Annotated in this window: 9 protein-coding genes and 2 pseudogenes; 8 read left to right on the top strand and 3 right to left on the bottom strand. The window is 40.3% G+C overall.

The features are described from left to right. Nucleotides 1-63: 63 nt before the first annotated feature. Nucleotides 64-2,295, bottom strand: coding sequence for an NADP-dependent isocitrate dehydrogenase (locus F896_RS14300; protein ID WP_016162920.1), 2,232 nt, complete (start codon nucleotides 2,293-2,295; stop codon nucleotides 64-66). A gap of 566 nt (nucleotides 2,296-2,861) precedes the next feature. On the opposite strand from F896_RS14300, the pseudogene F896_RS0119655 reads away from it, so the two are divergent. Then, a pseudogene (locus tag F896_RS0119655) lies at nucleotides 2,862-3,245 on the top strand (hotdog fold thioesterase). Between the two features lie 94 nt (nucleotides 3,246-3,339). On the opposite strand, the gene F896_RS14305 reads toward F896_RS0119655, so the two are convergent. Beyond that, entirely contained in the window at nucleotides 3,340-5,040 is a 1,701-nt protein-coding gene (locus F896_RS14305; RefSeq protein ID WP_016162918.1) for a M61 family metallopeptidase, read from the bottom strand. 170 nt (nucleotides 5,041-5,210) lie between these two features. On the opposite strand from F896_RS14305, the gene F896_RS14310 reads away from it, so the two are divergent. The 7 genes and pseudogenes from F896_RS14310 to F896_RS14340 form a co-directional block, all read left to right on the top strand. Further along, nucleotides 5,211-6,530 carry a D-alanyl-D-alanine carboxypeptidase PBP6B gene (locus F896_RS14310; protein WP_016162917.1) on the top strand — a complete coding sequence of 440 codons (1,320 nt, stop codon included), beginning with the start codon at nucleotides 5,211-5,213 and terminating at the stop codon, nucleotides 6,528-6,530. A 95-nt stretch (nucleotides 6,531-6,625) separates the two neighbouring features. Beyond that, a complete protein-coding gene (locus tag F896_RS14315; RefSeq protein ID WP_016162916.1) occupies nucleotides 6,626-7,912 on the top strand; it encodes an NAD(P)/FAD-dependent oxidoreductase in 1,287 nt (428 codons plus the stop codon). Nucleotides 7,913-8,037: 125 nt separating this feature from the next. Next, complete coding sequence (locus F896_RS14320) at nucleotides 8,038-8,520, top strand: FKBP-type peptidyl-prolyl cis-trans isomerase (protein ID WP_004801387.1); 483 nt, start codon at nucleotides 8,038-8,040, stop codon at nucleotides 8,518-8,520. Nucleotides 8,521-8,639: 119 nt separating this feature from the next. After that, a complete protein-coding gene (locus F896_RS14325) occupies nucleotides 8,640-10,079 on the top strand; it encodes a cryptochrome/photolyase family protein (RefSeq protein ID WP_016162915.1) in 1,440 nt (479 codons plus the stop codon). A gap of 186 nt (nucleotides 10,080-10,265) precedes the next feature. After that, nucleotides 10,266-11,015: a membrane protein gene (locus tag F896_RS14330; protein WP_032882086.1), complete on the top strand. Its 750-nt coding sequence runs from the start codon at nucleotides 10,266-10,268 to the stop codon at nucleotides 11,013-11,015. After that, nucleotides 11,015-11,920, top strand: a complete 906-nt coding sequence (locus F896_RS14335) for a hypothetical protein (RefSeq protein ID WP_016162913.1) — start codon at nucleotides 11,015-11,017, stop codon at nucleotides 11,918-11,920. Before F896_RS14330 ends, F896_RS14335 begins: the two co-directional genes overlap by 1 nt. Continuing rightward, a pseudogene (locus F896_RS14340) lies at nucleotides 11,907-12,740 on the top strand (glycosyltransferase family 2 protein); the annotation flags it as partial. The gene F896_RS14335 and the pseudogene F896_RS14340, both read left to right, overlap by 14 nt. Here the strand turns inward: F896_RS14340 and F896_RS14345 are convergent. Then, entirely contained in the window at nucleotides 12,729-13,730 is a 1,002-nt protein-coding gene (locus tag F896_RS14345) for an ESPR-type extended signal peptide-containing protein (RefSeq protein WP_016162911.1), read from the bottom strand. The pseudogene F896_RS14340 and the gene F896_RS14345 overlap by 12 nt on opposite strands. Nucleotides 13,731-13,877 lie beyond the last annotated feature (147 nt).

Here is a 13,877-nt window from a genome sequence, read left to right as displayed (position 1 = left end):
GCCGATGCTTTCACATCGGCTTTTTTTATATCACCGACAATATTGTCGGTGATATATCAACAATTAAAGTGACGCAAGTGTCGTATTAAACGTTGCGCTTGGACGCATTACTGCATTTACTTTCGCTGGATCAATTGCATAGTAACCACCGATATCAGCAGCTTGACCTTGGACTTGAGCAAGCTCAGCAACAATCTTCTGTTCGTTTTCAGCAAGTGATTTTGCAAGCGGAGCAAATTTCGCTTTTAACTCAGCATCTTCGTCTTGAGCTGCTAATGCTTCTGCCCAGTACAATGCTAAATAGAAGTGGCTGCCACGGTTATCTAACTCACCTGTACGACGTGATGGAGATTTGTCGTTATCCAACAATTTTCCTGTCGCTTGATCAAGTGTCTTGGCAAGTAATTTCGCACGGTCATTACTTTCTTTGATACCAAGCTCTTCCAAAGACACTGCTAACGCAAGGAACTCACCGAGTGAATCCCAACGTAAGTGGTTTTCTTCAACTAGCTGCTGAACATGTTTAGGTGCTGAACCACCCGCACCTGTTTCGTACATGCCACCGCCAGCCATTAACGGCACGATCGACAACATTTTCGCTGAAGTACCCAATTCCATAATCGGGAACAAGTCAGTTAAGTAATCACGTAAAATGTTACCCGTTACAGAAATGGTATCTAAACCACGCGCTACACGCTCAAGCGTATAACGCATTGCACGTACTTGTGACATGATTTGGATATCAAGACCTGCGGTGTCATGATCTTTCAAGTATTTTTCAACTTTTTTGATCAATTCATTTTCGTGTGGACGGTATGGGTCAAGCCAGAAGATCGCCGGCATACCAGAGTTACGTGCACGTGTTACTGCAAGTTTCACCCAGTCACGAATTGGTGCATCTTTCACCTGACACATACGCCAGATATCGCCTTCTTCCACATTTTGTGACATCAACACTTCACCCGTGTCTAAATCAGTAATGTTGGCAATACCCGCTTCTGAAATTTCAAAAGTTTTGTCGTGTGAACCGTATTCTTCTGCTTTTTGTGCCATCAAACCAACGTTAGGCACAGTACCCATCGTACGTGGATCGAAGTTACCGTTCCACTTACAGAAATTGATCATTTCTTGGTAGATACGTGCGAAAGTTGATTCAGGCATCACAGCTTTACAGTCGTAAGGTTTGCCGTCAGCACCCCACATTTTACCGCCACCACGAATCATTGCAGGCATAGAAGCATCTACAATGACGTCATTTGGTGAATGGAAGTTAGTGATGCCTTTTGCCGAATCAACCATTGCAAGCGCAGGACGGTGTTCTTGGCAAGCATGTAAATCTTCAATGATTTCTTCACGTAAAGATGTCGGTAAAGTTGCGATCTTTTCATAAAGACCAGCCATACCGTTGTTTACGTTAATACCGAGTTCATCAAACAATTTACCGTGTTTTTCAAAAGCATCCTTGTAGTAAATTTTCACACAGTGACCGAATACGATCGGGTGTGACACTTTCATCATGGTTGCTTTCACGTGTAATGAGAACAAAATGCCCGCTTCACGACAGTCTTCGAGTTCTTTCTCGTAGAAGTCACACAATGCTTTTTTGCTCATAAACATTGAGTCAATGATTTCGCCATCTTGAAGTGCAACTTTTGGCTTAAGCACAATGGTTTCACCAGACTTAGTGATGAGTTCCATTTTCACATTACGCGCACGGTCTAAAGTCATTGATTTTTCGCCATGGTAGAAGTCACCTTCATCCATGTGAGAAACGTGAGTCTGTGACCACTGCTTCCACTCGCTCATTGAATGCGGGTGTTTTTTCGCATAATTTTTTACCGCAGCTGGTGCACGACGGTCAGAGTTACCTTCACGCAATACTGGGTTTACAGCTGAACCAAGGCATTTACCATAACGCGCCTTGATCTCTTTTTCTTCTTCAGTAGTTGGGTTTTCTGGATAATCAGGAATTGCATAGCCCTTCGACTGGAGCTCTTTAATACATGATACCAACTGAGCAACAGAAGCACTGATGTTCGGAAGTTTAATGATATTGGTATCTGGATCTTGCGTAAGACGACCTAACTCCGCAAGGTTATTGTTTACCTTTTGCTCATCTTTGAGGTAATCTGAAAATTCTGCGAGCACACGAACCGCAACTGAGATGTCACTTTTAACAATCTCAATGCCAGCAGGTTTTGTAAAGGTCTCAATGATCGGTAGTAATGAATAAGTCGCTAATAAAGGCGCCTCATCAGTCAGTGTGTAAATGATTTTTGACTTTCCACCAGCCATATATAGCCCCTTGTGTTGGATTGAGTTATGGAAAACTGCGCTTGTGGCCCAGCTCCTAGAACCGATTTGCTTGAACAAACTTGAGAGTATCAGTGTTCATCACATGCTAGTCAACGCAATATCCTGTGATAACGACATTTCGATAAAAAATACTACAAAATGATATAATAGTAGCATTCTGGTATGTATATATGAGGCCAAGTCATGTCTTTTCAAATACAAACCACTGTCAACTTTAAATGAATGCACTGAGTTGATCATTTAGCAAACAAATATGCATATTGTTTAAGCATGATCCTTATTTTGACAGAGCTTGATGAAGATTACGTTAATTCTTTAGTGGTAAGATCAATTTAAACGCCACCCCTTCAAATCGATTTCGGCTTCGGCTGAACTTGCATAATTGCCTACAGATCAGCTAAGCCAAAACTACTGCTGATCAGCTTGGGCATCAAAAATTTGTTTTTGTCAGATCTTATCTATCATTTATAAAAACAGTATTTATGATTCATTAAATTTAATTTATATTAAAAATCATATCAAATACAAAGATGGATCTTGCCAATATGAATGACTTATTTCAACAAGATGCTGTGATGCAAATGATCGGTGCAAAACTAACAGTCTCAGGTCATCGTTCAGCCTCAGTCTCTTTAACAGTGAAAGAAAATCATACCCAAGGTCATGGAACCTGCCACGGTGCAATTATTTTCGCGATTGCTGACAGCGCATTTGCGATTGCCTGAAATAGTGAACAATCTGCGGTTGGACAGCATTGCAATATTAGTTATATCAAACCCGGAAAAATTGGCGATACTTTAACTGCCACGGCAATCTTTAAGGCACCGAGTGGACGATCTGAAATTTATGATATTACGATCTCTAATCAGCACAATGAAATTATTGCCGAATTTAGAGGGATTTCACGCTTGGTGACAAAACAAAAATAAATACTATTGTCTCATTACCAACAACCATGCGTATTAAAATACTTGAATAAAAAAGGAAGAGACTCAGCTCTTCCTTTTTCTATTTAGATCATGATTATCTTAACCAAAGATCCAACTTATTTTGATCTTCAACTTTGAGCTCAACTGTTGTCAGTGAGTTTTCACCCGCTTGTAGTTGCAGTTGTAACAACTCATCGCGACGGAATGCATAAACTGTAAAGTTGCCTTTTTGCTTCGCATATTTGGCTAAAAGTTTTTCTGATGCCTTAATACCATCAATCGCAATAATGACATCATTCGCCGACAAGCCCGCTTGAGCTGCAGCACTGTCACGGCGCAGCTGTTGCACCACTACACCTTCTGCTTTATCAGCCACTTTTAAGCCAAAAGGCAAAGCCTTCTCATCTTTGATGCTATAACTTAAGCCAAATTCAGGAAATAGTTGATCAAGTGGTAATTCATCCGTGGTATTAATCAAATGATTGATTTGCTCGATCCAGTTATCACCTGTCAGTTCATTACATAATTCAAAAATAGTCCGATCATTGACCTGAACGCCATTTTGGGTATTTTCATACAAACGGCGCATCAATGCATCTAAGTTTGAACCACGTAAGCGCAAACCTAAGTCTAGACAAAGCGCCACTAAACTGCCCTTGTTATAGTAGCTTGTTCCTGCATTATTGGAGTTTTCATCCTGACGATAGAACTTAATCCATGCATCAAAACTAGACTCAGAAACAGATTGAATTAAGCGTCCTGGATTTTGTAAATAACGATCAATTTGCGCTTTTAGTAGCTCTAAATAAGACTTCTGCGAAATCACACCACTACGCAATAAAATCAAATCATCGTAATAAGACGTAAAACCTTCAAAAATCCACAGTAAGCTGGTATAGGCTTCTTTATGCAAATCATAATTGGCAAAATTTTCAGGACGAATAAATTTCACTAACCATGAATGAAAATACTCATGGCTACAAAGACCTAAGAAGCGTTGATAATCTTTAGAAGGTTCTTCTGTTTCATCTACCTTCGGTAAATCATCACGTGGTGTAATTAAGCTGGTACTGTTGCAGTGCTCCAAGCCACCATAACTATTGCCTGTGGCCATGGTCATAAAGGTATAGTTTTGAAATGGTGCTGAACCAAACATATTGATTTCAGTTTGGCAGATCTTTTGAATGTCTGCCTCTAAACGCGACAAGTTGGTGATGTGTTTCCCAGAGATTACAAACTCATGCGGAATACCGTTGGCTTCAAAACTAAAACGACTTTGATCTGCCAACTCAAATGGACTATCAATCAATTGGTCATAGTTTTCCGCTTTTAAGGTGAAACGCCCCTTCACTAAGCTTTTTGATGGCAAACCCGTTGCAATTTGAAAATGTTTTAATTCATCAGGTAGAAACAGTTCAAGCTCACATGCTGCTTGTTCTTGATCTATCAGTCCTAAACAAACACATGCAGGATTAACATATAACCGTGTTTGATCGACATAGGCGCCACGTACAGACAAATCATAGGCATAGACATCGTATTCAACCGTAATCAGTTCGTGATCGGTATTGAATAAACGCCAACGATTTTTTTCTGTTTTTTTAATGCTTAACAAACGCCCTGCTTCATCAGACGCTTTAACCGATTCAATATGTTTTGAAAATTCTCGAATCAAATAACTGCCGGGAATCCAAGTCGGTAGCCAAAGTTCTTGATTGGGATTTGCAAGAAAACGAAGTGTGACATGAATCAGGTGCTGGCGATAATCGTCGAACTCAATTTGGTAGTGCAACATAATTTTTAATCATGAAAATAGGAACAATTTCACACAGCTTAGCATTTTTTTACAAAGTCATGCGTAGATGTCGTAATTGTCAGCAAAAGTTGCTGGATTCTTCAACAAAAAAGTCATAGCATTCTCCTCTCACATTTAAGGCCATCGGATCGGCAATACAAGGTATTCACGTGAAATTTCTCCTCTCCCTCTTTACGTTATTTAGTCTCGTCTGTGCAAACCTTGCGCATGCAAATTTACTGAACATCGCGCCTGAAACAGTTGAAGCACAAGCATGGTCGGTGATTGATGCTCAATCAGGGCAAATCATTGCTGAACACAATAGTCACGTTCAACGTGCGCCAGCTTCTTTAACCAAAATGATGGTGGCTTATATCGCGCTAAAAGAGATCGAAGCGGGTAAATTACGTAAAGAAGAAGTGCTGACAGCTACACCTGTGGTCAGTACAGTGATGTGGGATGAGTCACAGATGTACCTGAAAGCTGGCGAACAGATTTCTGTGGATCAGCTTTTGGCAGGTTTAATTGTGATGTCTGCCAATGATGCGGCCGTCACCCTTGCTGAAAAAATTTCAGGCAGTGTGCCGCAGTTCGTTGCTCGTATGAACCAAGAAGCACAAGCATTGGGCATGAAAGATACACATTTCAGCAATCCTGCTGGAATCACTATGACCGATCATTATTCAACAGCTGCAGATTTAAGCTTACTTGCAAAAGCGATCGTGAAAGAAACGCCTGAATATTTATATTATTCAAAAATGCCAAGTTTTAGTTATAACCAACGTTTCCATCACGCCACTAATCTTGCATTAAAAATGGATCCAACAGCAGATGGTCTAAAAACGGGTTATACCAAAGCAGCAGGTTATAATCTTGCATTAACAGCAGAGCGTCCGACTTTTAACCCTCATGTTGAAAAGCGTCGTTTGATTGTTGTGGTATTAGGTACACCTAGCGCAGTAAAACGTGCTGAAGTGGCACATAAGTTAATGAACTTGGCCTATACCTATACCCGCGATGAAGAAATAATTCCAAAGCAAAGATTGATTGCAGAACTTCCTGTAATTAAATCGACCTTGAAAATGTTTAAAGTAGAAACACAGCAACCGACCATTGTGACCACTTCTTTATATGGTCAAACCACACCGATTGATTTAAATACTTTTGACTTACTCACCCAACGTATTCATTTGACAGATGCCAACCAGCAAGTCACTACCGTTGAACCGCTTCAAACCACAAATACACATATCAATATTGAGCTGAATGAACAGCATTTAACTGCCCCTTTGACTCAAGTCATGAATTTGGCAACGGTATCAATCTATCAAAACAATCAATTGATACGTAGCTTACAGATTGAGAATGATGTGCAGATTGAAGAAGCCAATATTTTTCAGAAAATTATGATCTGGTTTTCTAATTTGTTCAGTTTTTTCTCAACAAATGACACTAAAAACCCAAAACTTTACCCTTTAAACCAAGGTTAAAAAAAACCTACTATTTCTATCAAGATTACCAATACAATATAAAAAAAAGGATGGCATAATCCAGCCATCCTTTCACAAAAAAAATTAGGTTAATCATGAGTAAAACCTTACATCATATCGTGATTGTAGGCGGTGGCGCAGGTGGTTTAGAGCTTGCGACACAACTAGGAGAACGTTTTGGTCGACGCAAGAAAGCCCGAATTACCCTAGTTGATCAAAACCTCACTCACATATGGAAACCTCTCCTTCACGAAATCGCAGCAGGCTCACTTAATCCTCACGAAGAACAAACCAATTATTTTGCTCACGCAGAAAAACATCATTTTGAGTTCGTGCTTGGAACCTTAATCGATGTCGACAAAGATCAAAAACAAATTACGCTTTCTCCCCCACAGCTTTCTAAAGAACACACTCCACTCACCCAGAACCTCAGCTACGATACACTTGTTCTGGCGGTAGGTTCTGTATCGAATGACTTTGGCACAGAAGGTGTCCGCGAACATTGTCATTTCCTTGATAGCCGTCAACAAGCGGACATCTTCCAACAAGATTTGTTTCATCTGTATATCGAAGCACAAAACCAGCCAACTGAACGTGCTTTAAATATTGGTATTGTTGGGGCTGGCGCAACAGGTGTCGAACTAGCAGCTGAACTGATTGAAACCACGAAAAACTTTTATCGCTATGGTTTAAAGAAAATCGATCCTAAGCAGGTCAAAATTACCCTAATTGAAGCCTCTGATCGCATTCTCCCTGCACTGACTGAAAAAACGGCTGCGCATAGTGCCAAGCAACTCAAGAAAATGGGTATTGAAATTCTGACCCAACATAAAGTGCAAAAAGTCGATGAATCAAATGTCTATTTTAGTAATGGGAGTGTCTTGCACTCAGATATTACGGTTTGGGCAGCAGGCGTCAAAGCACCGAAAGTTCTAGAATCATTTACTGATTTTAAACGTGACAAGATTAATCGTTTAATGGTGTATGCAACACTACAGACTTATTCTGACCCAAATGTATTTGCCTTTGGTGATTGCGCCAACTGTCAATTAGATGCGCGTCAGCCGCCTCTAGGTCCACGTGCACAAGTAGCAAGTCAGCAAGCAACATTCTTGGTCGATGCAATGGCAGCACGTTTGTCGGGTTCTCCACAGCCGATGTTTAGCTTTAATGAGAAAGGATCTCTGGTGTCATTAAGCCACAACCAAGCTGTAGGCGAATTGTTAGGCGATGTCAGCGTACAAGGCTTTATTGCAAAAACCATGTATGTATCGTTATATCGACTGCATCAAGCCAATATTCATGGTTATACCCAAGCAGGGATGCTCACCATGAAGGATTTTCTAACACGTCGTGTACGTCCAAAAATTAAGCTGTATTGAGTTGAAATTTGATATTTCGTCTCAATATTTAACTAAATCGTTTCAAAAAGTGGAAAATAGTCAACAAAATCTATTTTTCACTTTATGATATACAGCTAAAACTATTGATGACATGGATTCAAAACATGACTGCTATTGCACTTAACCACGTGGTTTCATTCCACTACACTTTAACAAACGCTGAGGGTGAAACACTTGATCAATCTCAAGGTGAACCACTTGCATATTTGCACGGCGCAGGCAACATCATTCCTGGTTTAGAAAATGCACTTACAGGTAAAACTGTAGGCGAAAAATTCACTGTAAACGTTCCAGCTGCTGAAGGTTATGGCGAATACAACCCAGACCTCGTTCAAGAAGTTCCAGCTCAAATGTTCCAAGGTGTGGATAACATCCAACCTGGTATGCAATTCCAAGCTCAAACTGATGATGGCGTTCAAATCGTGACTGTTAAAGCGATTGAAGGTGACAACATCATCGTTGATGCGAACTTCCCGCTTGCTGGCCAAGATCTTACTTTTGAAGTAGAAATCGTTGAAATCCGTGATGCTTCTCAAGAAGAATTAGATCATGGTCACGTTCATGGTGCAGGTGGTCACCACCACTAATTCATTTTTGAATTAGATAGAAAAAGCAAAGCTTCGGCTTTGCTTTTTTATTGCCAAGTACTTTTCCAAAATCGGAAAATCGCTTAACGTTATCCAACTTTCGATTACAATCCACAGCTATGTCTCAGACCTATCAACTGATTTGGTTTCGCCAAGATTTAAGAATCCATGATCATGCAGCGCTTTGGCATGCGACTCAAGCAGGCCCCACAATTGCACTTATAGTTTTGTCCCCTGCGCAGTGGCAACAACACGACGATGCAGCGATTAAAATCGAATTTTATCTACGTCAATTACAACAACTCAAACAGCAACTTGCAGACCTGAATATTCCCCTACTGGTTCAAACAATTCCATTTTGGCAAGATATCCCTGACTTTTTTTCACTTTTAATTCAAAAACTTAATATTGAAAATATATATGCCAATATCGAACTTGGCAGCAATGAACTCAAACGGGATCAGACTGTACAGCAACAACTCAATCAGCATAAAAAAGAATTGATCCTTTTCCATGATCGAACTTTATTTCCTGTTGCCTCTATCCGCAATCAATCTAACTCTCCGTATCAGGTTTTTGGTGCATTTAAGAAAACCTGCTATCAACGTTTACAGCATGGTTTACCCCAATGTTATCCCTCCCCAACGGAGCAGCAACCACTGTCGCTGGATATATCATCCTTTCACCAAGATGAGATTCAAACATTACAACGGGACTATATAAAACAAATCCAAGATACCAACTTTAGCGAATGGCAAGTTGGAGAAGCACATGCATTCATGCTCTTAGATCAATTTATTGATGAACGCTTAACTGGCTATAAAACAACACGGGACTTACCTGCACTATCTGGCACCAGCCAGCTTTCTGCCTATTTAAATATTGGGATTATTTCGATTCGTCAATGCCTGCAAGCCCTGTTTAGACAGCAACACGGACATTTTGAGATTCAGTCCGAAGGCCAACAAACATGGCTAGATGAACTGCTTTGGCGTGAATTTTATCAACATATCTTGTTTGATTTCCCCAAAGTCTCCAAGCATCACCCCTTTCAATCTCACACCCAAAAGATCTGTTGGCAAGATGATCCAGCTGCTCTAGCAAAATGGCAGCAAGGGCAAACAGGTATTCCCATTATTGATGCAGGTATGCGGCAAATGTTAGCCACTGGTTGGATGCATAATCGCGTGCGTATGATCTGTGCCATGTTCTTAAGCAAGAACCTACTCATCGACTGGCGTAAAGGTGAACAATGGTTTATGCAGCATCTAATTGATGGTGACTTGGCTGCCAATAATGGCGGATGGCAATGGTGCGCATCTACAGGCACGGATGCTGTTCCTTATTTCCGTGTGTTTAATCCGACGACTCAATCACAAAAGTTTGATCCTGAAGGAGAATATATCCGTAAATGGATTCCAGAACTTGCCCATCTTGATAACAAAATGATTCATGAACCTTATGCAAAAAATCAGGCCTTAATACTGGATTATCCTAAGCCAATGGTTGATTTAAAGGCCAGTCGTCTACGCGCCATAGAAGCGTTTAAAACAACCTAACTCAGCTTACATAAATTAAATAAACTTCTAAAATAGGATACTTTTTATTATTTTGAAATACAGACTATACTGTATGTTACTGTTTATAAAATTATTTTACAAAGCTAACAACAGAAAAACTGTCGTCAAAACTGTAAAATAATGCTAACTTCTTCACAAAAGACATTTATTAAAACTAAAATTATTATGCAAAAAAATCCGGCTCCAGCACTCGTCTTATGGATTATCTCAGCTCAAATTTTTATGGGCATCGTTGCGTACGAGTGGCTGCCAGCAAGTTATCGCGGAAGCTGGGTGTTTTTACTTATTTTGTTAATTTCAGGGGCTTTTTTAAATGTTGGTATGGCGTTAGCTCTCGGACTTGTCACATTTGTTGGTGTTGCTGTCTATTTTTTCCTTGACCTTGCCAATCAAACTTATGTCGAACGTCAACTGCTGTTATTGTTTGTGCTACCAATTACACCAATCTTTTTAAGTGCGATACGTCATAATATTCAAAATGCGCTAAAAAGCTTCCGTGACATTCAGAGTTATGATCGTAATTATCAACACGATATTTTGCCACTCACAGCATTGAAACATTTCCAAGGCGAACTCAAAAAGCTGCTTCAGCTCACGCATAAAGACCACTATCGAATCATCAGTACCCGTATTAATAACACCATACTGATTCGTGAAATGCTGGGAGAAGATATTTGGAAAGAAACCCAAAATAAAATTATGTCCATCTTATCCACTGAGCGAGATAGCGTAATTTACCACTTCATTAACGAAGAACTCAGTGAAATTAAAAGTATTGTCATTCACGATCCCAGTAGTGACCAAAATCAAATCTATCCATGCTTTATTCAAGACCTTCAGGAACTAACAGTACTCAAACTACATATTGAACAACATACTGAATACTTAACACCTTCCGATCGAGAGGTGCGCTGATGTCTGTCTTACTTAATATTTGTGGAGTAATTGTTGCAACCAGCCATTTCCCAGATACAACCTTGCAGCAATTTTATCAGCAGTACTACCACTGTCAGATCGAAACAGCAAAAACGGATCTAAGTACTCAAATTCAAACACCTCAAACAGTTGCTGAACTCTTTCCTCAGCCTGCGACATGGTGGCCTGTGTTTACATCTGATCAGTTGGACTCCGAAAGCTTTAAACAATTGATTGAACAAGGTATCAAACCCGGTGTGATTTTACCCAATGAATATTTTAGCGCAGTTAAATATTATAAAATAAAAAAAGCGGTGAATGAGGGTGCTATTCCTGTTGCCTTCTATCAAATGGCTCATGCAAAGTATTTTGCAGCTAAAGCAACTTTCTCAACTGCGATTGGCCTACGTCCCTTAGCGGCACTGATTGAAACCGGTTGGGATGAAAACCTGATTGCTCAACCCGCTGGTAGTTATATTATTCAATCAGACCTCCCCGATGAATTACGTATTCCAGCGCGCAAAATTCAACATCATCAGCACTATTTTTATCAAGCCATTACCGATCCCTCACAAAGCTCAGGTTATCAAGTGGTAATTAACCCACCACGTGGAATGCCCGTAAATACCATTGAGTATCCAAAACTGGGGATCTCATGGGATCTGAATCGCACACAATTTAGCAGCAGTACGGATGGAGTTGAAACCAGTTTATTTGGCTATATTTTGATTGGGTTAAGTACAGTGGTTATTCCACTCGACTACATCTACTCAGCACATTATCCGAGTTTACTCAGTACATTTGGGAGTTCTATTTCCTGGATTTCGTTATTACTTGGCGGTGGATTACTCCTGATCTTGATTATTTCTATCATTCGAAGGAGAAGAATAAATGCCCGCAATTGATATTCTTTTCTTATTTGGCTTTTTAGGCATTTGGATTCCTCAAGCATTTTGGGCTTGGTTAAGTTTCCAGGCATGGAAATATTCTAAAAATGCTGCCAAAGAGCTAGAAAATCTGCCTGTTCCAGAACAGTGGCCTGTTTTAAGTGTCTTGATTCCAGCCTATAACGAAGGTGTGGTCATCGAAGATACTTTACATGCGATTGCACAACAGGACTACCCTGCGCATGCTTATGAAGTGCTGCTGATTAATGATGGTTCGAAAGACAATACGCTAGAAATTGCGGAGCGCATGGCTGCCATTTATCCTTGCATTAAAATTGTTAATGTACCGAAAGGGATGGGAGGGAAAGGTAAGTCACGTACTCTCAATAACGGTTTACCGCATGCCACAGGAGAATTGATCGTCGTCTATGACGCGGATAGTACACCTGAACCAGACTGCGTACGTCTATTAGCCCAAACCTTACTGGCGGATAAAAAATTAGTGGCTGTAAACGGTAAAGTCCGTACCCGTAACTGGCGTGACAGTATTTTGACTCGTTTTATCGCAATTGAATTTATTTTCTTCCAATGGATTTTCCAAGGTGGCCGTTGGCAGCGTTTTGAACTGTCAACCTTAATGGGCACAAATTATGTAATCTGGCGCGATGCTCTAGAAACGCTAGGTGGTTTTGATGAAAAATCTTTGGTAGATGATACCGAGATGAGCTTTAGAATTTTCCTCGGGCAAAGACGGATTAAATGGGTACCCTACGCGGTTGGTTGGCAACAAGACCCTCCTTCTCTAAGTGTATTTGTAAAACAACGCTCACGCTGGACTCCTGTTATGGGCATAGTTATCCGATACTCCAATAGCCGAAAACAGGCTTTGCACCTGCCCTAGATTAACGGCATCCGTTCCTTTGCTTGCGGCAGCGACATTGGTGATACGTTTTTCTGCACCACTACGCCCTACTGATACTGTATTGGCTTCATTGGCTAGAGAATTATTACCGATAGCGGTTGCACCATCAGCTATAGCTTGGCTATTGGTACCAAAAACGCTACTATTCAATTTAGTCGCATTATTATTAAAGCCTACCGCAGCACTAGACTCTCCCAAAGTGAGGTTTTTTACACCTACTGCACTGCTAAATCGGCCTACAGCTATATTTCCACCAATTTCCAAATTTATAAAAAAACGATCCCTTTCAGCAGCACTAACAGCCTGACCGTTAATATGTGTGATCGTCGATCTAGATGCCCCAGTGGCTGTTACAGCAATATCATTTACACTCACCAATACGCCATTTTGTATATTATCTACGAGTGATCGATAATGTTGAGGATTTAAAGCATTCGTTGCTGTTCCAATGGCAGTAGAACCTGGTCCAACACTTGAGTTTAAAAATCCTACCGAGACGGCTCCCTCAGAAGAAACAGTGTTGTTACTACCCAGAGCAGAATTATAGCCTGCGCCACTTACAAAGTTTCCCAATCCAATAGCGTTAGAAGCCACAGATGAGCTCGATATCGTATTATTTATACCACATGCGAAAGCCCCAGACGGTGCCGTACTTCCTCCAGTTCCACCACTACCGTTTACATCACAGACCTCAGCCCAAACATTACTTCCTGTCACCATAGCAATGCTTAAAACTAGCGTTTGCAGACCAAATCCCCGATATATCATCGTATCCGTTGTAACAGTATCCGAAATGCTTACCGCCCCAATGGTATTATCTGTCTTACCAGCACTTCTGGTATTTTCAGATACAACAACCATGCGCCCCAGTGATTTATTCCAAATTTTTTTAAAAATGTGATTCATATCCGTACCTATATTTTTTTAATCAATCGGTACAATTACAAAACATTACACTAAAGCCTGTATATCACTGAAAACTGGTATTTCGATGAAATCGTCACATTTTTAAAATAAGTAAGCTATTAATTTAAATCATCTTAATAATATTTT

The sequence above is a fragment of the Acinetobacter genomosp. 15BJ genome (genome assembly GCF_000400715.1).
Lineage (GTDB): Bacteria > Pseudomonadota > Gammaproteobacteria > Pseudomonadales > Moraxellaceae > Acinetobacter.
The sequence above is the reverse complement of the archived record's forward strand: the minus strand, read 5'-3'. Positions and strand labels throughout refer to the sequence as shown.

Coding starts and splice junctions, on each gene's coding strand:
- F896_RS14300 (WP_016162920.1), bottom strand. CDS start 2,295: ATGGCTGGTGGAAAGTCAAAAATCATTTACACACTGACTGATGAGGCG.
- F896_RS14305 (WP_016162918.1), bottom strand. CDS start 5,040: ATGTTGCACTACCAAATTGAGTTCGACGATTATCGCCAGCACCTGATT.
- F896_RS14315 (WP_016162916.1), top strand. CDS start 6,626: ATGAGTAAAACCTTACATCATATCGTGATTGTAGGCGGTGGCGCAGGT.
- F896_RS14320 (WP_004801387.1), top strand. CDS start 8,038: ATGACTGCTATTGCACTTAACCACGTGGTTTCATTCCACTACACTTTA.
- F896_RS14325 (WP_016162915.1), top strand. CDS start 8,640: ATGTCTCAGACCTATCAACTGATTTGGTTTCGCCAAGATTTAAGAATC.
- F896_RS14330 (WP_032882086.1), top strand. CDS start 10,266: ATGCAAAAAAATCCGGCTCCAGCACTCGTCTTATGGATTATCTCAGCT.
- F896_RS14335 (WP_016162913.1), top strand. CDS start 11,015: ATGTCTGTCTTACTTAATATTTGTGGAGTAATTGTTGCAACCAGCCAT.
- F896_RS14345 (WP_016162911.1), bottom strand. CDS start 13,730: ATGAATCACATTTTTAAAAAAATTTGGAATAAATCACTGGGGCGCATG.